Annotated in this window: 20 protein-coding genes; 11 read left to right on the plus strand and 9 right to left on the minus strand. The window is 73.9% G+C overall.

Features of this window, described 5'->3' with window-relative positions:
* Positions 1-541 precede the first annotated feature (541 nt).
* Positions 542-4039 (plus strand): DNA-directed RNA polymerase subunit beta, encoded by a 3498-nt coding sequence (gene rpoB, locus GC722_RS12385; RefSeq protein WP_156610666.1) that lies wholly within the window; start codon positions 542-544, stop codon positions 4037-4039.
* Between the two features lie 71 nt (positions 4040-4110).
* Positions 4111-7959, plus strand: a complete 3849-nt coding sequence (locus tag GC722_RS12390) for a DNA-directed RNA polymerase subunit beta' (protein WP_331714760.1) — start codon at positions 4111-4113, stop codon at positions 7957-7959.
* A gap of 111 nt (positions 7960-8070) precedes the next feature.
* Here GC722_RS12390 and GC722_RS12395 read toward each other — a convergent pair whose 3' ends face one another.
* The 3 genes from GC722_RS12395 to GC722_RS12405 all read right to left on the minus strand — a co-directional run bounded on the left by GC722_RS12395 (position 8071) and on the right by GC722_RS12405 (position 10344).
* Positions 8071-9018, minus strand: a complete 948-nt coding sequence (locus GC722_RS12395) for a phosphotransferase (protein ID WP_331714761.1) — start codon at positions 9016-9018, stop codon at positions 8071-8073.
* A 16-nt stretch (positions 9019-9034) separates the two neighbouring features.
* On the minus strand, positions 9035-9499 hold the full coding sequence (locus GC722_RS12400) for a tRNA (cytidine(34)-2'-O)-methyltransferase (protein ID WP_156610670.1): 465 nt from the start codon (positions 9497-9499) through the stop codon (positions 9035-9037).
* 71 nt (positions 9500-9570) lie between these two features.
* Positions 9571-10344 (minus strand): pseudouridine synthase, encoded by a 774-nt coding sequence (locus GC722_RS12405; RefSeq protein WP_197430140.1) that lies wholly within the window; start codon positions 10342-10344, stop codon positions 9571-9573.
* A gap of 195 nt (positions 10345-10539) precedes the next feature.
* Between GC722_RS12405 and GC722_RS12410 the strand changes: the two genes are divergently transcribed.
* Positions 10540-11325 (plus strand): DinB family protein, encoded by a 786-nt coding sequence (locus tag GC722_RS12410; RefSeq protein ID WP_156610672.1) that lies wholly within the window; start codon positions 10540-10542, stop codon positions 11323-11325.
* A 22-nt stretch (positions 11326-11347) separates the two neighbouring features.
* Here the strand turns inward: GC722_RS12410 and GC722_RS12415 are convergent, their stop codons facing one another.
* The 3 genes from GC722_RS12415 to GC722_RS12425 form a co-directional block, all read right to left on the minus strand.
* Positions 11348-11908 (minus strand): copper resistance CopC family protein, encoded by a 561-nt coding sequence (locus GC722_RS12415; RefSeq protein ID WP_197430127.1) that lies wholly within the window; start codon positions 11906-11908, stop codon positions 11348-11350.
* 180 nt (positions 11909-12088) lie between these two features.
* Positions 12089-12946, minus strand: coding sequence for a phosphotransferase family protein (locus GC722_RS12420; protein WP_156610677.1), 858 nt, complete (start codon positions 12944-12946; stop codon positions 12089-12091).
* A 16-nt stretch (positions 12947-12962) separates the two neighbouring features.
* On the minus strand, positions 12963-14300 hold the full coding sequence (locus tag GC722_RS12425) for a Dyp-type peroxidase (RefSeq protein WP_156610679.1): 1338 nt from the start codon (positions 14298-14300) through the stop codon (positions 12963-12965).
* 186 nt (positions 14301-14486) lie between these two features.
* On the opposite strand from GC722_RS12425, the gene GC722_RS12430 reads away from it, so the two are divergent.
* From GC722_RS12430 to GC722_RS12440, 3 genes are all read left to right on the plus strand, one after another.
* Positions 14487-15656: a sensor histidine kinase gene (locus GC722_RS12430; RefSeq protein WP_156610681.1), complete on the plus strand. Its 1170-nt coding sequence runs from the start codon at positions 14487-14489 to the stop codon at positions 15654-15656.
* 118 nt (positions 15657-15774) lie between these two features.
* Entirely contained in the window at positions 15775-17361 is a 1587-nt protein-coding gene (locus tag GC722_RS12435; protein WP_156610683.1) for a multicopper oxidase family protein, read from the plus strand.
* A 63-nt stretch (positions 17362-17424) separates the two neighbouring features.
* A complete protein-coding gene (locus tag GC722_RS12440) occupies positions 17425-18102 on the plus strand; it encodes a response regulator (RefSeq protein WP_156610685.1) in 678 nt (225 codons plus the stop codon).
* 3 nt (positions 18103-18105) lie between these two features.
* Here the strand turns inward: GC722_RS12440 and GC722_RS12445 are convergent, their stop codons facing one another.
* Complete coding sequence (locus tag GC722_RS12445) at positions 18106-18717, minus strand: GNAT family N-acetyltransferase (protein WP_156610687.1); 612 nt, start codon at positions 18715-18717, stop codon at positions 18106-18108.
* A gap of 183 nt (positions 18718-18900) precedes the next feature.
* Here GC722_RS12445 and GC722_RS12450 point away from each other — a divergent pair, with 183 nt between their 5' ends.
* The gene (locus GC722_RS12450; RefSeq protein ID WP_197430128.1) at positions 18901-19350 is read left to right on the plus strand and encodes a hypothetical protein; all 450 of its coding nucleotides are present in this window, start codon (positions 18901-18903) and stop codon (positions 19348-19350) included.
* Positions 19351-19369: 19 nt separating this feature from the next.
* Here GC722_RS12450 and GC722_RS12455 read toward each other — a convergent pair whose 3' ends face one another.
* Positions 19370-19909: an AAA family ATPase gene (locus GC722_RS12455; protein WP_156610689.1), complete on the minus strand. Its 540-nt coding sequence runs from the start codon at positions 19907-19909 to the stop codon at positions 19370-19372.
* A 125-nt stretch (positions 19910-20034) separates the two neighbouring features.
* Here GC722_RS12455 and modA point away from each other — a divergent pair, with 125 nt between their 5' ends.
* From modA to GC722_RS12475, 4 genes are read left to right on the plus strand one after another with little or no spacing between them, the layout of a single operon-like run.
* Positions 20035-20775: a molybdate ABC transporter substrate-binding protein gene (modA, locus tag GC722_RS12460; RefSeq protein ID WP_197430129.1), complete on the plus strand. Its 741-nt coding sequence runs from the start codon at positions 20035-20037 to the stop codon at positions 20773-20775.
* Positions 20765-21595 (plus strand): ABC transporter permease, encoded by an 831-nt coding sequence (locus tag GC722_RS12465; RefSeq protein WP_331714762.1) that lies wholly within the window; start codon positions 20765-20767, stop codon positions 21593-21595. The genes modA and GC722_RS12465 overlap by 11 nt, the downstream gene beginning before the upstream one ends.
* Entirely contained in the window at positions 21592-22647 is a 1056-nt protein-coding gene (locus GC722_RS12470; RefSeq protein WP_331714763.1) for an ABC transporter ATP-binding protein, read from the plus strand. The genes GC722_RS12465 and GC722_RS12470 overlap by 4 nt, the downstream gene beginning before the upstream one ends.
* Before the next feature lie 10 nt (positions 22648-22657).
* Positions 22658-23329: an MOSC domain-containing protein gene (locus GC722_RS12475; RefSeq protein ID WP_331714764.1), complete on the plus strand. Its 672-nt coding sequence runs from the start codon at positions 22658-22660 to the stop codon at positions 23327-23329.
* Between the two features lie 10 nt (positions 23330-23339).
* Here the strand turns inward: GC722_RS12475 and GC722_RS12480 are convergent, their stop codons facing one another.
* Positions 23340-23843 carry a hypothetical protein gene (locus GC722_RS12480; RefSeq protein ID WP_156610695.1) on the minus strand — a complete coding sequence of 168 codons (504 nt, stop codon included), beginning with the start codon at positions 23841-23843 and terminating at the stop codon, positions 23340-23342.
* Positions 23844-23924 lie beyond the last annotated feature (81 nt).

A 23924-nucleotide genomic window follows, 5' to 3' on the forward strand; every position in this document is an offset into this window, starting at 1 on the left:
CCTACAAGCGCTCGGTGCAGATGTGGCGCCGGCACGCCGGCGTCCTGGCCTGACCGGAAGAATCTTGTCAAGAATGTTGACAGGATGCTCCGGAGGGTGTTTGCTTGAGTCATCGGGTTAGACCCCGTGACGGCAGGACCGCTGCGAGGTGGTTCGGCGGACGTCGAGCTGCTGTACGCGCGCTGTCGAGAATGGCCCCTGGCACCCCCGAAGCCAGGGGCCATTCGCCTGTCCGGAGGAGCTGCCGGGCCGCGGGTCCTGGTGGCGCCGCCGCCGGCCCCGGGAGCGATCCGGGCGCGACACGCCGAACTGGTCCGCCGTTGTGGTTGGTCACCCGGTCGGGGCTGACTATGCTGACGCCCAGCGATCGTCCCGCGAGGGGCTTGACCGCTCCGCTGACTCCTGCCCGCACGGCTTGCGTGTGCGATGGCCCCGGGGTAACCTGCTTACTTGCCCCATGTGTGCTGACGACCCGTCTCTTCGACACGGGTCCGTCTTCGTGCCCACGTATCGCTCAGCGAGTCTCGGAAGGACCCAACAGTTGGCCGCCTCGCGCACCGCCTCGAACACCTCGAACACCAACGTCATCTCCCGCACCGGCCGCATCTCGTTCGCCAAGATCGCCGAACCCTTCGAAGTCCCTAACCTGCTGGACCTCCAGATCGACTCCTTCGACTGGCTGGTCGGCAACGAGGTGTGGCGCCAGCGCGTCGACGAGGCCCTCTCCGAGGGGCGCACCGACGTCAACCCCCGCTCGGGCCTGGAGGAGATCTTCGAGGAGATCTCCCCGATCGAGGACTTCAACCAGACCATGTCGCTGTCCTTCCGCGACCACCGGTTCGAGGACCCCAAGTTCTCCGTCGACGAGTGCAAGGAGCGCGACGCCACCTACTCGGCGCCGCTGTTCGTCACCGCCGAGTTCATGAACAACGAGACCGGCGAGATCAAGAGCCAGACGGTCTTCATGGGCGACTTCCCGCTGATGACCCCCAAGGGCACCTTCGTCATCAACGGCACCGAGCGCGTCGTGGTCTCCCAGCTGGTCCGCTCCCCGGGCGTCTACTTCGAGCAGACCCCGGACAAGACCTCGGACAAGGACATCTTCACCGCGAAGATCATCCCCTCCCGCGGCGCCTGGCTCGAGTTCGAGATCGACAAGCGCGACATGGTCGGCGTCCGGCTCGACCGCAAGCGCAAGCAGAACGTCACCGTGCTGCTGAAGGCGCTGGGCTGGTCCGACGAGAAGATCCTCGAGGAGTTCGGCGAGTTCGAGTCCATGCGGCTCACCCTGGAGAAGGACCACACCTCCACCCAGGACGAGGCCCTGCTCGACATCTACCGCAAGCTGCGCCCCGGCGAGCCGCCGACCCGCGACGCGGCCGAGACGCTGCTGCAGAACTACTACTTCAACGCCAAGCGCTACGACCTGGCCAAGGTCGGTCGCTACAAGATCAACAAGAAGCTGGGCCTCGACCTCCCCTTCGACACCCAGACCCTGACCATGGACGACGTCGTGGCGACCATCCGCTACATCGTCGCCCTGCACGAGGGTCGCACCGAGCTCCCCGGGCTGACCGAGGGCGCCACCGTGCTGGTCGAGGAGGACGACATCGACCACTTCGGCAACCGCCGTCTGCGCACGGTCGGTGAGCTGATCCAGAACCAGCTGCGCACCGGCCTGGGCCGGATGGAGCGCGTGGTCCGCGACCGGATGACGACCCAGGACATCGAGGCGATCACGCCGCAGACCCTGATCAACATCCGCCCGGTGGTGGCGGCGATGCGGGAGTTCTTCGGCACCTCGCAGCTGTCGCAGTTCATGGACCAGACCAACCCGGTCGCCGGCCTGACGCACAAGCGCCGGCTCTCGGCGCTGGGCCCCGGCGGTCTGTCCCGCGACCGCGCCGGCATGGAGGTCCGCGACGTCCACCCCAGCCACTACGGCCGGATGTGCCCGATCGAGACCCCTGAGGGCCCGAACATCGGTCTGATCGGCTCGCTGGCCTCCTTCGCCCGGGTGAACGCCTTCGGTTTCGTGGAGACCCCCTACCGCCGGGTCGTCGACGGCCGGGTCACCGACGAGGTGGACTACCTGACCGCCGACGAGGAGGACCGCTACGTCACGGCGCAGGCCAACGCCAAGCTGAACCCCGACGGCACCTTCGCCGAGGAGCGCGTGCTGGTCCGCCAGCGCCACGGCAAGGTCGACACCATCCCCGGCTCCGAGGTCCAGTACATGGACGTCTCGCCGCGCCAGATGGTCTCGGTGGCCACGTCGCTGATCCCGTTCCTGGAGCACGACGACGCCAGCCGCGCCCTGATGGGGGCGAACATGCAGCGCCAGGCCGTGCCGCTGATCCGCAACGAGGCCCCGTTCGTGGGCACCGGGATGGAGTACCGCGGCGCCGTCGACGGCGGTGACGTGACGGTGGCGGCCAAGGCCGGCGTAGTGACCTCGGTCAGCGCCGACCTGGTCGAGGTGGCCAACGACGACGGCACCTACTCCTCCTACAAGCTGGCCAAGTTCCAGCGCTCCAACCAGGGCACCGCCATCAACCAGCGCCCGATCGTCCGCGACGGCGACCGGCTCGAGGCCGGCGACCCGATCGCCGACGGCCCCTGCACCGACGGTGCCGAGATCGCGCTGGGCCGCAACCTGCTGGTGGCGTTCATGCCGTGGGAGGGCCACAACTACGAGGACGCGATCATCCTCAGCCAGCGCCTGGTCCAGGACGACGTCCTCACCTCGATCCACATCGAGGAGCACGAGGTCGACGCCCGCGACACCAAGCTGGGTGCGGAGGAGATCACCCGCGACATCCCCAACGTCAGCGAGGAGATGCTGGCCAACCTCGACGAGCGCGGCATCATCCGCGTCGGCGCCGAGGTGAGCACCGGCGACATCCTGGTCGGCAAGGTGACCCCCAAGGGGGAGACCGAGCTGACCCCGGAGGAGCGGCTGCTGCGCGCGATCTTCGGCGAGAAGGCCCGCGAGGTCCGCGACACCTCGATGAAGGTGCCCCACGGCGAGTCCGGCACCGTGATCGGGATCCGCGTCTTCGACCGCGAGGACGACGACGAGCTGAACCCCGGCGTCAACCAGCTGGTGCGGGTCTACGTGGCCCAGAAGCGCAAGATCTCCGACGGTGACAAGCTCGCCGGCCGCCACGGCAACAAGGGCGTCATCGCCAAGATCCTGCCGGTGGAGGACATGCCGTTCCTCGAGGACGGCACCCCCGTCGACATCGTGCTGAACCCGCTGGGTGTGCCGAGCCGGATGAACGTCGGCCAGGTGCTGGAGACCCACCTGGGCTGGGCGGCCAAGACCGGCTGGGACGTCACCGAGGCCGAGGGCGAGTGGGCCGAGCGGCTGCGCTCGGTCGGCCTGGGCCGGGTCGAGGGCAACCAGCGCCTCGCCACCCCGGTGTTCGACGGCGCCACGGAGGAGGAGCTCAGCGGGCTGCTCGCCCACGGCCTGCCCACCCGGGACGGCCAGAAGCTGGTGGACGGGACGGGCAAGGCGCGGCTGTTCGACGGCCGCTCCGGCGAGCCCTACCCCGACCCGGTCGGCGTCGGCTACATGTACATCCTGAAGCTCGACCACCTGGTCGACAACAAGATCCACGCCCGCTCCACCGGTCCGTACTCGATGATCACGCAGCAGCCGCTGGGTGGTAAGGCGCAGTTCGGTGGTCAGCGCTTCGGCGAGATGGAGGTGTGGGCCCTCGAGGCCTACGGCGCCGCCTGGGCGCTGCAGGAGCTGCTCACCATCAAGTCCGACGACGTCGCGGGCCGGGTCAAGGTCTACGAGGCCATCGTCAAGGGCGAGAACATCCCCGAGCCCGGGATCCCGGAGTCGTTCAAGGTGCTGGTGAAGGAGATGAAGTCCCTCTGCCTGAACGTCGAGGTGCTCAGCTCCGACGGCAGCCTGGTGGACCTCCGCGACTCCGAGGAGGACAGCTACCGCGCCTCCGAGGACCTCGGCATCGACCTCTCCCGCCGTCCCGGTGAGTCCTTCGCCGGCGTCGACGAAGTCTGAGTCTGCTCAGTCCCCCTGACGATCAGTATGAGTTTCTGTGGCTCGGCCACAGGGGAAAGAGATCAAGCAACGTGCTCGACGTGAACTTCTACGACAAGCTGCGTATCGGCCTCGCCACGGCCGACGAGATCCGTGGCTGGTCGCACGGTGAGGTCAAGAAGCCCGAGACCATCAACTACCGCACGCTCAAGCCCGAGCGTGAGGGCCTGTTCTGCGAGCGGATCTTCGGTCCGACCCGGGACTGGGAGTGCTACTGCGGCAAGTACAAGCGGGTCCGCTTCAAGGGCATCATCTGCGAGCGCTGCGGCGTCGAGGTGACCCGCTCCAACGTCCGGCGCGACCGGATGGGCCACATCGAGCTGGCCGCCCCGGTCACCCACATCTGGTACTTCAAGGGTGTCCCGAGCCGGCTCGGCTACCTGCTCGACATCGCCCCGAAGGACCTGGAGAAGGTCATCTACTTCGCGGCGTACATGATCACCTCCGTCGACGAGGAGGCGCGTCACCGCGACCTGCCGTCGCTGGAGAGCAAGGTCGAGGTCGAGCGGAAGAACCGCGCCCAGCGCCGCGACGCCGAGATCGAGACCCGGATGAAGAAGCTCGAGGAGGACATGGCCGCCCTCGAGGCCGAGGGTGCCAAGGCCGACGCCAAGCGCAAGGTGCGCGAGGGGGCCGAGCGCGAGGTCAAGCAGCTGCGTGACCGCGCCCAGCGCGAGCTGGACCGCCTCGACGCGGTGTGGGACCGCTTCAAGTCGCTCAAGGTCCAGGACCTCGAGGGCGACGAGATCCTCTACCGCGAGATGAAGACCCGCTTCGGCCGCTACTTCGAGGGCTCGATGGGTGCCGACGCGATCCAGAAGCGTCTGCAGTCCTTCGACCTGGAGGCCGAGGCGGAGGCGCTGAAGAACACCATCCAGACCGGCAAGGGCCAGCGCAAGACCCGCGCCCTGAAGCGGCTGAAGGTGGTCTCGGCCTTCCTCACCACCCAGAACAGCCCGACCGGCATGGTGCTGGACTGCGTCCCGGTGATCCCGCCGGACCTGCGTCCGATGGTCCAGCTCGACGGTGGCCGCTTCGCCACCTCGGACCTGAACGACCTGTACCGCCGCGTCATCAACCGCAACAACCGGCTGAAGCGGCTGCTCGACCTCGGGGCGCCCGAGATCATCGTCAACAACGAGAAGCGGATGCTGCAGGAGGCCGTCGACTCGCTGTTCGACAACGGCCGCCGTGGCCGTCCGGTGACCGGGCCGGGCAACCGCCCGCTCAAGTCCATCTCGGACATGCTGAAGGGCAAGCAGGGCCGGTTCCGCCAGAACCTGCTGGGCAAGCGCGTCGACTACTCGGGCCGTTCGGTCATCGTCGTCGGCCCGCAGCTCAAGCTGCACCAGTGCGGTCTGCCCAAGGCGATGGCCCTGGAGCTGTTCAAGCCGTTCGTCATGAAGCGGCTGGACGACCTCAACCACGCCCAGAACATCAAGTCCGCCAAGCGGATGGTCGAGCGTCAGCGCCCGGTCGTCTGGGACGTGCTGGAGGAGGTCATCGCCGAGCACCCGGTGCTGCTGAACCGTGCTCCCACGCTGCACCGCCTGGGCATCCAGGCCTTCGAGCCGCAGCTGATCGAGGGCAAGGCGATCCAGATCCACCCGCTGGTCTGCACCGCCTTCAACGCCGACTTCGACGGCGACCAGATGGCGGTCCACCTGCCGCTGAGCGCCGAGGCCCAGGCCGAGGCCCGGATCCTGATGCTGTCGACGAACAACATCCTCAAGCCGGCGGACGGTCGTCCGGTGACCATGCCCACCCAGGACATGATCATCGGCCACTACTTCCTCACCATGCTGCGCGAGGGCGAGAAGGGGTCCGGGCGCGTGTTCTCCAGCACCGCGGAGGCCCTGATGGCCTTCGACCGCGGCGAGCTGGCGATCGGTGCCCCGGTCCGCATCCGGCTGAACGGCTACGTGCCCACCACGGGTGCCGAGCCCTCGGCCAAGCCGGTGCTGCTGGAGACGACGCTGGGTCGGGCCCTGTTCAACGAGGCCCTGCCCGAGGACTACCCCTACGTCAACGACGAGGTCGGCAAGAAGCAGCTGGGCGTCATCGTCAACGACCTGGCCGAGCGGTACCCGAAGGTCGAGGTGGCCAACACCCTGGACAACCTGAAGGACCTGGGCTTCCGCTGGGCCACCCGCTCCGGGGTGACGGTGTCGATCAGCGACGTCTCCACCCCGCCGACCAAGCCCGAGCTGCTGGCCGGCTACGAGGAGCGCGCCACCAAGATCGACAAGCAGTACGAGCGCGGTCTGATCACCGACGAGGAGCGTCGCGGCGAGCTGATCGAGCTGTGGAACGACGCCACGGCGAAGCTGGGCCAGGAGATGGAGGCCAACTTCGAGCGGACCAACCCGATCTTCATGATGGTCCACTCGGGTGCCCGCGGGAACATGGTGCAGATGCGCCAGATCGCGGCCATGCGTGGCCTGGTGGTGAACCCCAAGGGCGACATCATCGAGCGGCCGATCAAGTCCAACTTCCGTGAGGGCCTCTCGGTCCTGGAGTACTTCATCTCCACCCACGGTGGCCGCAAGGGCCAGGCCGACACCGCGCTCCGCACGGCGGACTCGGGCTACCTGACCCGTCGTCTGGTCGACGTCTCCCAGGACGTGATCATCCGCGAGGAGGACTGCGGCACCGAGCGCGGCCTGACCAAGGTCATCGCCGTGGAGGAGAACGGCCAGCTGGTCGTCCACGAGAACGTCGAGAGCGCGGCCTACGCCCGCACCCTCGCCGTCGACGTGGTCGACGAGCAGGGCGAGGTGCTGCTGCCGGCCGGGGTCGACCTGGGCGACGTCAACATCGCCAAGCTGGTCCGCCAGGGCGTCCGGACGGTCAAGGTGCGCAGCGTGCTCACCTGCGAGGCCGCCACCGGCACCTGCGCGATGTGCTACGGCCGCTCGCTGGCCACCGGCAAGCTGGTCGACGTGGGCGAGGCCGTGGGCATCGTCGCGGCGCAGTCCATCGGTGAGCCCGGCACCCAGCTGACGATGCGGACCTTCCACACCGGTGGTGTGGCCGGTGACGACATCACGCAGGGTCTGCCGCGTGTGGTGGAGCTCTTCGAGGCCCGTCAGCCCAAGGGCAAGGCGCCGATCGTGGAGACCACCGGCCGCGTCAAGATCGAGGAGGGGGACCGCACCCGCAAGGTCGTCCTCGTCCCCGACGACGGCTCGGAGGAGATCGAGTACCCGGTGGGCCGTCGTGCCCGTCTGCTGGTCGAGGACGGCGACCACGTCCAGGTCGGCCAGCAGCTCACCGCCGGTACCCAGGACCCCCAGGACGTGCTGCGCATCCTCGGCATCCGCAAGGTGCAGGAGCACCTGGTGGACGAGGTGCAGGCCGTGTACCGGACGCAGGGCGCTCCGATCCACGACAAGCACATCGAGATCATCATCCGGCAGATGCTGCGCCGGATCACCGTGATCGAGTCCGGGGACACCAACCTGCTGGCCGGTGACCTGGTCGACCGTCAGTCCTACGAGTCGGAGAACCGGCGCGTGGTGGCCGAGGGCGGCCAGCCGGCGTCCGGCCGGCCGGTGCTGATGGGCATCACCAAGGCCTCGCTCGCCACCGAGTCCTGGCTGTCGGCGGCCTCCTTCCAGGAGACCACCAAGGTGCTCACCGACGCCGCGATCCAGGGCAAGTCCGACTCGCTGCTCGGTCTGAAGGAGAACGTCATCCTCGGCAAGCTGATCCCGGCCGGCACCGGCCTGGAGCGGTACCGCAACATCAAGGTGGAGCCCACCGCGGAGGCCAAGGCCATGGCGTACTCGATGAGCTACGAGCCCTACGACTACGACTTCGGGTCCGGCTCCGGTGCGGCCGTGCCGCTGGAGGAGTTCGACCTCGGCGACTACCGCTGAGGCAGGTCGTAGCAGTCACCGCAGGGGCGGTCGGGATCTCCCGGCCGCCCCTGCGGCGTTCCTGGGCTTCCGCCGCCTCTGCGGCGTTCCCTGGCGGGGGTGCCGCGGGTGTCAGAGGCCGAGGACGCGCCAGACGGGGCTGGCGGGCGGGGCCAGCCGGTGCGGCTGCCCGGTCTCCGCGGCGACGACCCGGTGCAGCGTCCAGGCGCCCAGCTCGGCCATCGTCGGGTTGCTGCCGAGGTAGCACCAGAAGGCTCCCAGCGCCTGCTCGAAGGCCCAGGCCGCGCCCCGCCGCCACTCGACGTCGCCGCAGCCCAGCAGCTCGCGGAAGCGGGCCCGCGGCCGGGCGTCGAGCACGTGCCAGCCGGCGACCAGGTCGAGGGCGGGGTCGGCGGGGCCCGAGTCGCCGACGTCCAGGACGCCGGTGAGGCGCCGGCCGTCGGTGAGGAGGTTGGCCGGGATGAGGTCGGTGTGGCTCATCACGTCGGCACCGGCGGCGGGCAGCTCCCGGAAGCCCTGCCACAGCTCGCGCAGCAGGCCCACGTCGAGCAGCTGCCGGCTCTCGGCGAGGCACTGCTCCACCCAGCCGTCGTGCCGGGGCAGGCTGCCGCCCCGGCCCGGGCCGGAGAAGGACCGGCCACCGGTGTCGGCGCGCCGCAGCGCGGCCACCAGCGCGGCGAGGTCCTCGGCCAGCTCCTGGGAGCCGGCGCAGGAGGTGCTGGTCACCGTCCGGCCCGGCAACCAGGTCTGCACCGACCACGGCAGCGGGTAGCCGTGGCCGGGCGAGCCGAGGGCGACGACCCGGGGCACCGGGACGGGGCACGAGGCCGCCAGCTGCTCGGCCGCGGCGCGCTCGGCCCGCAGCTCGGCCTCGACGGCGTCGGGGTCGCCCGGGCGCAGCCGGAAGCGGGCCGCCAGGTCGTCCCCGATCCGGAAGATCCGGTTCACCGTCCCCGACGGGGGCAGCGGCGTGACCGGCAGGTGCCGCCAGCGGGGGAGCTGCTCGCGGACGAGCCGGGCCGCCGTGGCCGGCGAGAGGTCGATCTGGTCCGCGTGCACGCGCTCCCTCCCCGGCTCAGCCGAAGCCGTGCTGGCGCCAGGCCTCGTAGACGGCGATCGAGGCGGCGTTGGCCAGGTTGAGCGAGCGGCGTCCGGGCAGCATCGGGATGCGCACCCGGTCGGTGACGCGCGGGTCGGCCATCACCTCCTCGTCCAGCCCGGTCGGCTCGGGGCCGAACAGCAGGACGTCCCCGGCCCGGTAGGCGAGGTCGGTGAAGGTGGTCGTGGCGTGGGCGGTGAAGGCGAACACCCGGGCCGGCAGCAGCGCGGCGTAGGCGGCCTCGAGGTCGTCGTGGACGGTGAAGCTGGCGAGCTCGTGGTAGTCGAGCCCGGCGCGCTTGAGCCGGGCGTCGGTCAGCTCGAACCCCAGCGGTCCGGCCAGGTGCAGCTCGGCCCCGGTGACCGCGGCCAGCCGGATCGCGTTGCCGGAGTTCTGCGGGATCCGCGGTGAGTGGAAGAGGATGCGCACCGGACAGGCCATGGCGCCCAGTCTGTCGGCTGCCCGGCCGCCCCGGGTGCCCCGCCGGCAGCCGAGACCCGCCCCGCGCGGTCTCAGCCCGCCGCCGGGAGGGGGAGGGTGCGCTCGCTGCGGAAGCTGCGCGGGCGCCCGTCCACGGGGTCGCGGAAGGACAGCTCCGCGGCGAGCAGCTGCAGCGGGTCGCTGAAGTCGTCGACCTCCACGTCGCGGACGGTCGGGTAGAGCGGGTCCCCGACGATGGGGATCCCCAGCGAGCACAGGTGCAGCCGGAGCTGGTGGGTGCGTCCGGTGCGGGGCTCGAGGCGGTACTCGCCGTGGGCCCCGTGGACCCGGTCGAGCTGGACCAGGGTCTCGGCGTTGACCGCCGCGCCGGGCACCTCCTCGGCCTGCAGCACCCCCCGCTGCTTGCGGATGTGGCTGCGGACCAGCACCGGCTCGGCCAGGTCGGTGCGCAGCGGGGCCAGCGCGCGGTACACCTTGCCCACCGCCCGCTGCTCGAACAGCGACTGGTAGGGCCCGCGCCAGCGCCGGGCCGTGGTCAGCAGCAGCAGCCCGGAGGTGATCCGGTCCAGCCGGTGCGCCGGGGTCAGCTCGGGCAGCCCGAGCTGGTCGCGCAGCCGGACCACCACGCTCTGGGTGACGTGGCGCCCGCGCGGGATGGAGGACAGGAAGGGCGGCTTGTCCACCACGACCACACGGTCGTCGCGGTGCAGCACCGTCAGCCCGCCGGGCACCTCCGGCTCGGCCCGCAGCTCGCGGTGGAACCAGACGAAGGTGTGCGGGCGGTAGGGCTCCTCGGCGAGCACGGCGGAGCCGTCGGCGTGGACGAAGCGTCCCTCGGCCAGCATCGCCGCCACGTCGACCTCGGCGGGCAGCCGCTCGACCAGCCACCCGCCGAAGGTGCGCCAGCGGGGCGCGGCCGCCGGGTCCCGGTCGGGCGTGCGCAACCACGCGGCGGCGAGGCCGTGACGGGTCGGCAGCGGTGAACGCGGGGGCACGGAGGTGATGGTAGGTGGCCGGGTCGCGCTGCCAGACTGGCACGCATGCGACTGCGCCTGGAGATCGACCTCGACCGGCTGCCCACCGACCCCGGCGGTGAGGCCGCGCGGATCCTGCGCTCCTGGGCCGACGTGGTGGAGCGGGCCGACCTCGCCACCCCGGCCCGGCACGAGCTGCGGGGCTCCTCGCAGGCCGTGGTCGGCACCCTCGAGGTCGACCCGGTTCCGGCCGGCGACGCCGACCAGGAGCGCAAGGCGCTGCTGCACCGCTACCTGCGCGCCTCGCGCCGGGCCCTGCTGTGGAAGCTGGAGGGGCTGGGGGAGCGGGACGCCCGCTGGCCCCGCACCCCCACCGGCACCAACCTGCTCGGGCTGGTCAAGCACGTGGCCACGGTGGAGGCGGAGTACTTCGGCGCGGTCTTCGCCCGCCCCTTCCCCGAGGAGCTGCCCTGGGCGGCCGAGGACGCCGAGGACAACGCCGACATGTGGGCGGGCCCGGAGGAGACGACCGCCTCCGTCCTCGCGCTCGCGGAGCGGGCCTGGGCGCACTGCGACGCCACCATCGAGGCGCTCGGCCTCGACGCCACCGGGCACGTCCCGTGGTGGGGTCCGCAGGGCGAGGACGTCACCCTGCACACGGTGCTGGTGCACGTCGCGGTCGAGGTCGCCCGCCACGCCGGGCACGCCGACGTGCTGCGCGAGCTCCACGACGGCCGCAGCGGGCTGCGCGAGGGCGGCACGAACCTCCCCGACCGCGACGAGCGGTGGTGGAGCGACTACCTCGCCGGGCTGCAGCGGGTGGCCGAGGAGGCCGGCGCCCGCGAGAGCTGAGGGCACCGGTCGGCCCCACCGGTCAGCCCGGCACGCCCCGGCCGCTGCCGGCTCCCCGGCGGCGGTGCCGCAGCAGCCAGCGGGTGCCGCCGACCACGACGGTGCCGGCGGCGGTGAGCAGGGCGCTGAGGGCCACGGCGTCGGCGGAGGACCGCTGCCCCTCCCGGGCCGGTGGCGGCTCCTCGTGCGGTGCGGGGTCCGCAGCGGCGTGCGTCGACCCGTGACCGACGGTGAAGGAGAAGACCCCCGAGACCGGGTGCCCGTCGGACCCCGTCGTCTGCCACCGCACCTCGTACTCGCCGTCCGGCAGGGCGTCGCCGAGCTCGACGACCAGCGTCCTGCCGTCCAGCCGCGGCTCCCCGCTGACGCGGTCACGTCCGTCGGCGCCCACGACCGCCGCCCCACCGCCGAGCAGGGGGTCGGAGAAGGAGAGCACCACCTCCCGGGGCGGGTCGGGCACCGACTGGCCCGCCGCCGGGGCGCTGCCCACCAGCGAGCCGTGGGCCAGTGCCCCGGGCGCCGCCGCGAGGGCGGCGACGAGGGCGAGCAGGAGCACCAGCACGAGCTGCCGCACTGCGGGCACGGGAACCTCCTCGTGGTCGATGGGTCCCGCCCATGCTGGTGGCGGGCCCCGGTGTCCCGGCAGCGTCCGGGGTCGGCACCGGCGGTCGTGCTGCGACGTAGCGGCAGTCGCCCGGGGGCGACCGGTGGGGCTGGGGTCCCCCGGTCCCCGTCGCGGGTGCTCCCGGCCGGGTTCCGCGGCTCAGCCGCGCTCGCCGAAGGTGTGGGCGAACGTGCGCCGGGCGTTCTCGAGGTAGACGCCGCGCCCGGCGGGGTCCTGCAGGCCGTAGGCCACGTCCTCCAGCCAGCGGCACCGGGCGTGGAAGCGGACGCGACCCGCCTCGTCCTCCGTCAGCGGCTGGCCGAGCGCCTCGGCCACCCGGTGGGCGGTGGCTCCGCCGAGGTCGCGGTAGAGGGAGCCGAGGTCGCGGGCGGGGTCGGTGCGGGCCGCGTCGCTCCAGTCGATGACCCCGGTGAGGTGCCCACGCGCGTCCACCAGCAGGTGCTCGGCCCCGAGGTCGTTGTGCTGCGGGACCCTGCCGACCCGCGGCGGAGGCGGCTCGCGGTCCAGGAAGGCGGCCACCAGCGAGGCCTCGCCGGCCCCGAGGTGGGAACGGACCCGGCCGAACGCCTCGACCGCGTCCCGGTGCCACTCCTGTGCGGCGTAGTCGTCGGTGGGCAGCTCCAGCCCGGCCCCCACGCTGCGCAGCGCGCCGAGCACCTCGACCAGACCGCGGACGAGCGACGGGGAGCTCCGGTCCTGCCGGCTGATCAGCGGCGTCCCCGGGACCCGCCGGTAGACGAGCAGGCCGAGCTCGGGGCGGTGCACCAGCGGGGCCGGGACGGCGACGGCGGTGCGGCTCCCGAGGGCCCGCAGCAGCGCGACCTCGCGGGCGACCGCATCCCGGTCGGCGCCGAGGCGCACGATGCAGTCCCCGACCGCGAACGTCGTGTTCTCCGACCCGCGCGCCAGGACGACCGGCTCGGCCCCGGCCGGCCAGAGCCGGTGCTCGTCGGTCAGGGCGGCCAGCAGCGACCTCTCCTGCTGCTCCAGCTGCACGGTGCTGCCCTCCTGCTCAGCCCAGGGTCGGGGTCCTGAGCAGCGTCTCACCCAGGTAGCCCTCCGGCGAGCACCCGGGGAGGACCGCGAAGATCGCGCTGCCGGTGTGGGTGACGAACCGGTTCAGCCGGTCCGCGGCGGCGCTGCGGCGCTGCGCGGCCACGAACTGGGCGTCCGGGTCGTTGCCGTAGGCGCAGAACAGCAGGCCGACGTCGAGCGCGCCGTGACCGCCGTGGGTGTGCTCGGGGGTCCCGGGCGCGTGCTCGTGCTCCTGGGTCGCGGCCGTGGGGTCGGGTTCCCCGCCGGCGGTGGCGATCAGCTGCCCGTAGTCGTAGCTGTAGCTGCGACGGAGCATCGAGAACCCGCGGACCCGTCGCACGTGGGCGTCGGCGGCGATCACCGGACGGCCGCCAGCCGTCGCCTCGAGGTCGGGCTCGTCGTGCTCCTCACGACCGGTCAGCGGGGCGCCGTCGGAGCGCCGCCGGCCGATCACCGCGTCCTGCTCGTCGCGGGGGGTCAGGTCCCAGTCGGCGGTCCTCATCCGGATCTTGCGGAAGACGAGGTAGGTCCCGCCGGCGAACCAGGCGGGTTCGTCGTCCCGCGCCCACACCGTCTGCTCCAGCTCGGCGCTGCCCGGACGCGGGTTCGACGTGCCGTCCTTGTGGCCGAACATGTTGCGCGGCGTCCCGCCGTCCACCGGCGTGCTCAGGAACCCCGACTGCGTCCACCGCAGCCGGGCGTAGCCGGGGATGCGTGCCCGCAGCGACCGCATCGCCGCGCTCACCACCTGGGGGTCGTCCGCGCAGATCTGCAGCAGCAGGTCGCCGCCGGCCCAGCGCGGGTCGAGGGCGTCCCCCTCGAACTCGGGCAGCGGACGCAGCCGCCGGGGCGGCGGCTCCCCGACGCCGGGGAGGTCGAACACCGCCGGCCCGACGCCCACCGTGACGGTCAGCCGCGACGGCGGCAGACCGGTGGCGAAGTCGGTGGGGACCACGGCCCCGTCGCGGAAGAGCGGGGACGGCGGCGGGTCCTCGCCCCGGGTGATCCGGGCGATCGTGGCGGTGAGGTCCCGCAGCAGCCGTCGCAGCGCGCCGGCGTCCCCGACCGTCAGGTCGGCCGCCACCAGCATCGCGTAGCGCTGCTGCGGGGTGTCGACGCCCGCCTGGTGCGCCCCGAAGACCGGCACCACCTCCTCGGGCGGCGACGGCGGCGACGGGCGTGCGCCCAGCCCGCCGCCGGCCAGGCCGATGGCCGCCGCGCCACCCACGGTGGCGATCGCCGAGCCCAGCAGCACCCGCCGGGTGCTCGTCGGGCTGCGGGGGGTCGGGTCGGCGGGGGTCTCGTGCTGGCTCATGGCTGCGTCCTTCCTGGTGCCGGTCGTCGTGCGGGCACGCTAGGTCGGCCACGGGGACCGCCGGCGCCGTCGGAGATCGACACCGTGGTCATCGCGGGGCGACGCCGGCGCCGGTGGCGCCGGCGTGGCGGCAGGTGTCGTCCCCAGGCGACGGCCTGGCGTCGCTCGGCTGCCTAGCATGAGCCCATGGGGCGAGCGGCGGCCGTGCGCGGCGGGGTCGGTCCCCGGGCCGCGCCGTGGCTGCTCGACGTGCTGCTCGCCGTCGGGGTGGCGCTCACCGTGAGCTGGCTCGTCGCCGCGGGCGTCGGCGGCTCCGGGGCCGACCCCTGGGCCTACACCTGGGCGGTCGCGCTGGGCGCCCTCATGCTGGTCCGCCGCCGCTACCCGGGCGTCGTCGTCGTGCTGAGCGGCGCGGCGGTCATCGCCTACCACGCCGCCGACCACCCGCCGATCGGGGTCGCCGTGCCGCTGGCGGCGGCGGTGTTCTCCGCCGCCGAGCACGGGCGGGCCCTGGTCGCCGTGGTCACCTCGGCCGCCGTCGTCCTGCTCGGCCTGGGCTACCGGCTCGCGGTGGGGCAGGACCCGGGCTTCGTCATCGGCTACGAGCTGCCCGGTCAGGCGCTGCTGCTGGCCGGCGCGGCGGCCTTCGGCGACAGCGTGCGCTCCCGTCGCGAGGTGCGGCGCAAGTCCGAGGAAGTCGCCGCGCTGACCGCCGACCGGTACGCCCGTGAGGCCGAGCAGCGGATCATGGCCGAACGGCTCGACATCGCCCGGGAGCTGCACGACTCGATCGGGCACGCGCTGACCGTCATCACCCTGCACAGCGAGGTGCTGGAGGAGGCGATGACCTCCGAGGACCCCGAGGTGCGCAGGTCGCTGCGCGCCATCACCGACACCACCTCGGCCACCTTCGCCGACCTGCGCCGGACGGTGCTCGGCCTGCGGGACGGCGCCCGGACGTCCCGGCACCCGCCCGACCTCGGACAGCTCGGGTCGGCCACCCTGCCCGCGCGGCAGGCGGGGGTGGAGGTGAGCACGCACCTGGACCTCCGGTCCGCGGTGCCGGCCCCGGTGGAGGCGGCCATCTACCGCATCGTGCAGGAGTCGATCACCAACGTGGTCCGCCACGCCCGCGCGACGCGGGTCGAGGTCAGGGTCGAGGAGTCCGACGGCTCGGTGGCGGTGAGCGTCGCCGACGACGGCCGTGGCGGCCGGCAGCCCTCACCCGCAGGCGCGGCCGAGCCCGGCACCGGGATCGTCGGCATGCGCGAGAGGGCCCAGCTCCTCGGCGGCGACCTCTCCGCCGGGCCGTCGGCCCACGGGTTCGAGGTGCGGGCCACCATCCCGCTGCGGTGAGGCGGTCGCCCGCACCGTCCGTGGTCCGCGGCGCGACCCGGGTTGTCGCCCGGGAGCGACCCGGCAGTCGTCCGCCGGCAGATCCGCGGCCCGGCACCGCGTCCCTAGCGTCGCGGCCATGGACCAGACCCGCACCACCGCCGGCCCCCGCACGTCGCCCGCCGCCGCCGGACCCGCCCACCGCACGCCCGCCCGTCCCGGCCGGACGGGGCGACGGGTGCTCGCCGTGGTGACCGCGGCCGCCCTGGTCGCCGCCGCGCTGAGCGGCTGCAGCGGCGCGCAGGAGGCGCCCGTCGTCGACACCGTCGGGCAGGTCGACTTCGACAACCGGCTGGCCGTCCCGCCGCTGGACCGCGGCACCCTGGCCCCCGACGGCGTCCGCGAGTTCGACCTCGTCGCGGACGAGGGGACCACAGAGTTCCGGCCGGGGATCAGCACCCGGACCTGGGGCTTCGACGGCAGCTACCTGGGTCCCACCCTCGCGGCGACGGTCGGGGACCGGGTGCGGGTGCGGGTCGACAACCAGCTCGCCACCGCGACCACGGTGCACTGGCACGGCATGCACCTGCCGGCGGAGATGGACGGCGGACCGCACCAGATGATTGAGCCGGGTCGGACGTGGACCCCCTCCTGGCGCGTCGACCAGGAGCCCACGACGCTCTGGTACCACCCGCACCCCCACGGCGAGACCGAGGAGCACGTGGAGATGGGGCTGGCCGGGATGTTCCTGCTCGAACCCGCCGAGCCGGACCGCTCCGGGCTCCCGCACGAGTACGGCGTGGACGACGTCCCCGTCGTGGTGCAGGACAAGAACTTCGGCCCCGACGGAGCCATCTCGCTCGACACCCGCGGCTTCGTCGGCTCGCTGGGCGACCAGGTGCTGGTGAACGGCACCCACTCGCCCTACCTGGACGTGACGACCGAGCGCGTGCGGCTCCGGCTGCTGAACGGGTCCTCGGCCCGCACCTACCGCTTCACCTTCGACGACCGGCGCACCTTCGACCTCGTCGGCACCGACGGCGGGCTGCTCGAGGCCCCGCACCCCACGGCGCAGGTCCAGCTCTCACCGGGGGAGCGGGCCGAGATCGTGGTGCGGCTGCAGCCCGGTGAGCGGCCCGTGCTGCGCTCGGAGGCGCCGGACCTCGGCATGCCGGCCGTGCTGGCGGAGATGAACGGCGGCGCGGACCGGCTCGACGTGCTGCAGCTGCGGGCCGCCGACCGTCTCGCCCCGAGCCCGCGGCCCGCGCGCCAGCTCGCCGACATCCCGCGGATCGACCCCGGCTCGGCGAGCCAGCGGCGACGCTTCGACATGGACGGCCTGCAGATCAACGGCCGGTCGATGCAGATGCACACCGTGGACGAGGTCGTCGAGGTCGACACCGTCGAGATCTGGGAGGTGCGCAACCAGATGCAGTTCGCGCACTCCTTCCACGTCCACGACGTGCAGTTCCAGGTCCTGGACGTCGACGGGCAGGCGCCCCCGCCGGAGCTGGCCGGGTGGAAGGACACCATCTACACCCGCCCCGGGGTGCTGTACCGGATCATCATGCGCTTCGAGGACTACACCGACCCCGACACCCCGTACATGTACCACTGCCACTTCCTCGCCCACGAGGACGCCGGGATGATGGGGCAGTTCATCGTGGTCGAGGACGCCTCCAGCGCCCCCGACCGGCTGCCGGAGAGCGAGCACGGTGGTCACTGAGCGGGCCGGCGCAGGTCGGTCGTCGCCCTCGGACGACCCCGCGGCCGGCGGAGCAGACCTAGCATGGCGACCGTGACCGGGCCGGTGCCGTGCTCCGTCGTCCTCGTGGACGACCAGGACCTGGTGCGTGCCGGTCTGCGGGCCCTGCTGACCCGCGACGAGTCGATCCGCGTCGTCGCCGAGGCCACCGACGGGCGGCGCGGCGTGGACACCGTCCGCCGGTACCGCCCGGACGTGGTGCTGATGGACCTGCGGATGCCGGTGATGGACGGGATCGAGGCGACCCGGGCCATCCGCGCCGACGAGCAGCTGGTCCGCACCTCCGTCGTCGTCCTCACGACGTTCGACGACGACGCCGACGTCGTCGAGGCGATCCGGGCCGGGGCGGACGGCTACCTGCTCAAGAACACCCCCCGGGCCGACCTGCGCGACGCGGTGGCCCGGGCCGCCCGCGGCGAGCGGCTGCTCTCGCCGTCCATCACCGCACGGCTGATGGACATGGTCGCGGTGGGCCCGGCCGCTCCCACCCCCGACCCGCGGCTGGCCCGCCTCAGCACCCGGGAGGTCGAGGTCCTGGCCCGCATCGGGCACGGCGACACCAACGACGAGATCGCCGCCGTGCTGCACCTCAGCCCGGCGACCGCACGCACCTATGTCAGCCGCATCCTCGCCAAGCTGGGCGCCCGCGACCGCCCCGAGCTGGTGGTGATCGCGCACCGGTCCGGGCTCGTCGTCCCCTGAGGGTCAGGCCGGAGGGCGCCGCATGAACCAGGTGGGGACGCCGAGGACCTCCGCCCGCCCGACGACGGTGTAGCCGAACCGGCGGTAGAAGCCGACCGCGCCGGGGCGGTCGGTCTCCAGGTAGCCCACCAGCCCCGCGGCGTCGAGCTCGGCGACGTGCCCCCGCAGCAGCAGCCCGCCGTACCCCCTCCCCGCCAGCTGCCGGTCGACCGAGACCGGTCCCAGGTGGACGTGGTCCTCGGCCGGGTCGTGACGGGCCCAGGCCCGGTTCCAGCGCAGCAGCCGCGCGGCCGTCCGCGGGCCGAGGGTCAGCGCGGTGGCCAGCAGCCGCAGCCGGACCGGTGCCGCCGGCTGGCAGCGTCCGGGCGGCACCGACGCGGCGACGCCCCGCAGCGTCTGGCCGTGCACCACCCCGGCGAGGGAGGCGGCCGGTGAGGCGGCGAGCAGGGCGCGCACCATCCGTGCGTGGCAGCGGGCCCGGTGCTCCTCGTCACCGCCGTAGACCGCCAGGTGCAGCGGGTTGGTGGCCATGCCGCGACCCAGCAGGGCGGCGACCTCGTCCAGGTCGCCGCCTCCCAGCACGGTCAGGCGGGGTCGGTCGTCACAGCTGTCCATGGGGGCTGCTCCTGGGCCGGGAACGGGTGGGCCGGCATCGTCGGACGGGGACCTCCGCCGCGGCCGCCCGCCGCCGGCGACTGCGGGAGTCGACCTCGGACCGGTCGCGGGTCGAGTGGGGGCGACCCTGCTGTCGCCTCCGGAGGACGTGCGCCCCGGCCGTGGCCGCCTACGGTGTCCGCCGTGCACCCGACGCCCCCTGCCGCCGGCCCGCGCGAGGCGCTGGGTCTGCCACCCGCCGCGCTGGTCGGGCTGGCGGCCGTCGGCCTCCCCGGGGCGGTGCTGCGCCAGCTCCACCTCGTCGGCGACGACGGCCCCGTGCCGCTGCTGCTCGCGGTCGGGCCGGTCGTGCTGTGGATCGCCGTCGCCGTGGTGAGGCGGGTGCCCAACCCCTTCCTGGCCGTGCTGGTGACGGGGACGCTGCTGGGGGTGATGACGGTGGTCAGCCACCAGCTGCTGTGGGAGGCCTCCTTCCGGGGGACGCCGCCCGCGATCGGCGTCGGCCCGGCGGCGACCGTGCTGCCCCGGGTGGGGGCGGTCCTCGGCGGGCTGTCCGCGGGTGCGGTGACCGGTGCGGTCGGCGGGCTGGTGGCCTGGGGGCTGCAGCGGCTCAGCTCCGTGGGCAGGCGGTGACGTCCCGGCTGCCCCCGGCTCAGATCCGGGCGTCCTCCAGGTGGGCGAGGATGTCGTCGACGGTCTCGTCGGGGGTCTGCGCGCTGGAGTCCAGCCAGTAGCCGATGCGGGCCGTCTGCTGGCGCAGCGTGGCGTCCAGGGCCACCGGGGTGTAGTGCGTGTAGCCCTCCTTCGCCCGCTGCCGCTCCCGCTCGGCGAGGGCCGACACGGTGGGGGAGAGCACCACCAGGTACCGGCGCGGGCAGCGGATCTGCGCCACGAACCGGGCCAGCTCGGCGCCGATCACCACGTCCTGCACGATGGCGTCGAAGCCCGCCGCGGCGTAGGTGTCGGCGGCGTGGGTGGCCAGCCCGTAGCGCAGCCGCAGCTGGGCCAGCGCCTCCTCGTCCGGCTCCGGGGTCATGTCGGCGCGGCCGTTGACCACCATCTTGCGGAAGATGTCCCCGCGGATGTGCACCGAGCGCTCCAGCCGTGACGCCAGCAGCTCGGCCACCGTGGACTTGCCCGCCGCCATCGCCCCGGTGATCACGACCACCCGACCGCCGCCGTCCCCCGTCATGTCGACCATCCTGCCCCGGCCCGGTGAACCCCGGGGGACGGGGTGGTGACGACCCGGCGCGCCGGGGGCCGCTCGCTAGGCTGACGGCGCGCCGGGTGCGGGAGGCGCGGGCGACGGGAGGACGCGTGCGGGAGCTGACGGCGGTGCTGGCCGCGCTGCTGCTGCTGACCGTCTCCGCGGGCTGCTCGCCCGGCCCGCAGCCGCTGGTGGTGCACGCCGCCGCCTCCCTCACCGACGTGCTGCCCCGCATCGGGTCCCGCTTCAGCGCCGAGCACGGCGGCGTCGAGCTGGTCTACGACTTCGGCGGAAGCTCCTCGCTGGCCGAGCGCATCCGCCAGGGCAGCCCCGGCGACGTGTTCGTCTCCGCCAGCGAGCCGGTGATGGAGTCGCTGGCCGGCACCGGTCTGGTGGAGCAGCCGGTGGTGGTCGCCGGCAACGTGCTGCAGATCGCCACCCCGCCCCGCAACCCCGCGGCGGTCGACACCCTCGACGACTTCACCCGCGCCGAGCTGCGGCTGGTGGCCTGCGACCCCTCGGTGCCCTGCGGTGCGGCGGCCGAGCAGCTGTTCACCACCGCGGGCGTCGAGCCGAGGCTGGACAGCCTGGAGGGCGACGTCCGCGCCGTGCTGACCAAGGTGGCCGCGGACGAGGCCGACGCCGGGCTGGTGTACCGCACCGACGTGCTGGCCGCCGCCGGCCGGGTCGAGGGCGTCGACGTGCCCGGCGCCGAGGCGGCGTCCACCCGCTACCCCGCCGCCGTGGTCACCACGGGGGAGCGCACCGAGGAGGCCCGGGAGCTGGTGGCCTACCTGCTCACCCCGCCGGCCCAGCAGCTGCTCGCCGGAGCCGGCTTCCGTGCGCCCTGACCGGGTGCCGGCCGGGCGCGGGACGCCGCTGCGCCCGCCGCGCGAGCGCGCCCCGTGGCCGCTGCTGGCAGCGGCGGGGCTGGCGCTGCTGTGGCTGACCGTGCCGCTGCTCGGGCTCGTCGCCCGGGCCCCCTGGGCCCGGCTGGGGGAGGTGCTGGGCTCGACCCCCGCCCGCCAGGCGCTGGCGCTGTCGGCCGGCACGGCCGGCCTGGCCACCGTCGTCGTCGTGCTGCTGGGGGTGCCGCTGGCCTGGCTGCTGGCCCGGCCCCGCTCCCGCGCCGCGGGGTGGCTGCGGGCGCTGGTGACCGTCCCGCTGATCCTGCCGCCCGTCGTCGGCGGGGTGGCGCTGCTCAGCGTGTGGGGGCGTTCGGGGCTGCTCGGCGGCCCGCTGCACGACCTCACCGGGTGGGCGCTGCCCTTCACCCCGTGGGCGGTGGTGGTGGCCCAGGTGTTCGTCGGGCTGCCCTTCCTGGTGCTGTCGGTGGAGGGCAGCCTGCGGGCCCTGGACCGCCGCCACGAGGAGGTCTCGGCCACCCTGGGCGCGACCGGCTGGCAGACCTTCACGCGGGTGACGCTGCCGCTGCTGGCCCCCGGCGTGCTGGCGGGTGCGGTGCTGGCGTGGGCGCGGGCGCTGGGCGAGTTCGGGGCCACCATCACCTTCGCCGGCAACTTCCCCGGCACCACCCGCACGGTCCCGCTGCAGGTGTACCTGTCGCTGGAGGACGACCCCGGTGCGGCGCTGGTGCTGTCGGTGCTGCTGATGGGTGTCCCGCTCGTGGTGCTGCTGCTGCTGCGCGGACGCTGGACGGCCCGGTGGTGAGCGGGCTGCGGGCGTCGCTGCGGGTGCCGCGCCCCGACTTCGAGGTGGGCGTGGACCTCGCGGCCGACCCGGGGGAGGTGGTGGCGCTGGTCGGCCCCAACGGCGCCGGCAAGTCGACGGTGCTGCGGGCGCTGGCCGGGCTGGAGCCGGCGGCCGGCGGCAGCATCCGCCTCGACGGGCGCGAGCTGGCCACCCTGCCCGCCCACCGCCGCCGGGTCGGGCTGGTCTTCCAGGACCCGCTGCTGTTCCCCCACCTGAGCGCGGTCGACAACGTGGCCCACGGGCTGCGCAGCCAGGGCCTGCGCCGCCGGGCGGCGCGGGAGCGCGCGCTGGCGCTGCTGCGGCGCTGGGAGCTGGGTCCGCTGGCCGACCGCGGCGGCCGGCAGCTCTCCGGCGGTGAGGCCCAGCGGGTGGCGCTGGCGCGGGCGCTGGCTCCCGAGCCCGACCTGCTGCTGCTCGACGAGCCGCTGTCGGCCCTGGACGCGCGCACCCGGCTGCTCACCCGCGGCGAGCTGGCGGTCCGGCTGGGCGAGTTCGCGGGGCCGTCGGTGCTGGTCACCCACGACCCGGTGGACGCCGCGGTGCTGGCCGACCGGGTGGTCGTCCTCGAGCGGGGACGGGTGGTGCAGGTGGGCACCCCGGCGGAGGTCACCCGCCGGCCGGCCACCGACTACGTCGCCCGGCTGGTGGGGCTCAACCTGCTCCGCGGCCGGGCCGAGGGCACCACGGTGCGGTGCCCCTCCGGGCTGGTGCTCACCGTCGCCGCACCCGTGCAGGGGCCGGTGCACTGCGTGTTCCGCCCCTCCGCCGTGTCGGTGTTCGCCAGCCGGCCCGAGGGCAGCCCGCGCAACGTGCTGCCCGGTGTGCTGCGCGGGATGGCCCCGCACGGCGACGGCGTCCGCCTCGACGTCCAGCTCGGCACCGGGGACCGCGTCCAGGCCGAGGTCACCCCGGCCGCGGTGGCCGAGCTGCGGCTCGGTGCGGCCAGCCCGCTGTGGCTGGCGGTGAAGGCCAGCGAGATCCAGGTGGAGCGGGCCGGCGGGCCCATCTAGGCTGCTGCGGGTGCAGGTGATCTCGGTCAACGTCGGACGGGCGCGTCCGAACCCCTACAAGGCCGCGCACACCACCGGGATCGAGAAGCTGCCGCAGTCGGGTCCGGTCGAGGTGCGCGCCCCCGGCCCCCGCTCCGGCGGGCTGGGCAGCGGCGTGGTCGGCGACCACATCGGCGACCGCCGCCACCACGGCGGGGACGTGCAGGCCGTCTACGCCTTCGCCCGCGAGGACCTGGACCGCTGGCAGCACGAGCTCGGCCGGGAGCTGGCCTCCGGGGCCTTCGGGGAGAACCTGACCACCGCCGGGCTGGACCTGTCCGGCTGCCTGCTGGGGGAGCGGTGGCGGGTCGGCACCGCCGAGCTGGTGGTCACCGTGCCGCGCATCCCCTGCTCCACCTTCCGCGGCTGGCTCGGGGTGCGGGGCTGGCTGCGCCGCTTCACCCTCGACGGCCGCCCCGGCACCTACCTGTCGGTGGCCCAGCCGGGGCTCGTCGCCCCCGGCGACCCGGTGCAGGTGCTGCACCGGCCCGACCACGGGGTGACGGTGGGCCAGACGTTCCGGGCCATGACCACCGAGCCGGGCACGCTGCCCGACCTGCTGGCCGCCGGCGACGACCTCAGCGAGGAGCTCCGTCGGGCGGCCACGGCCCGTCTGGCCGAGCCGGCGACCGCGGAGGGCTGACCGCCCGGGCTCAGGACGCGGCGGCGCGGGGGACCAGCAGCGGGGCGCCGTCGGGAGTGGCCAGCGACCGCTCGATCTCGGGCAGCGACGCCTGCGCGCAGCGGCTGAGCCGGACCAGCAGCTGCTCCCGCTGCCCGAGCGCCCCCACCCGCACCCGGTGGTGCTCGCCGGCGGCGTCGCTCCACGCCGCGCCCGCCCCGTCCTGACCGAGGTCGAGGGTGACGCCGGGGCCGAGGTCGTCCGGCCGCAGCTGCGGCGCCCGGCTGGGCAGCACCGCCAGGGCCAGCAGCCGGAGGGCGTCGTCGAGGTGGGTGGCGCCCGCCACGGGGCGCAGGGAGCTGTGGCTGGCCCGCAGCAGCTCGAACCCCTCGCCGCCCGCCCGGACGGCGTAGCTCGTCTCCCCGTCGCCGAAGGCCAGCAGCACGTCGTCGCGGGGCCCCAGCGGGTGGAAGCCTGTGCGCTCGGCGAACCACCGCTCCAGCGCCGGCCGGTCGACGTGGGCGGCGCCGGTCACGCCCCGTCCTCCCGGCGCCCCGCGCGGCCGGCCGGGAGCAGGGCGGGTCTCCGGGAGGGCGCGGTGGCGCGACCGGGGGCT

It is taken from the genome of Auraticoccus cholistanensis (assembly GCF_009742705.1).
GTDB classification, from domain to species: Bacteria; Actinomycetota; Actinomycetes; order Propionibacteriales; family Propionibacteriaceae; genus Auraticoccus; species Auraticoccus cholistanensis.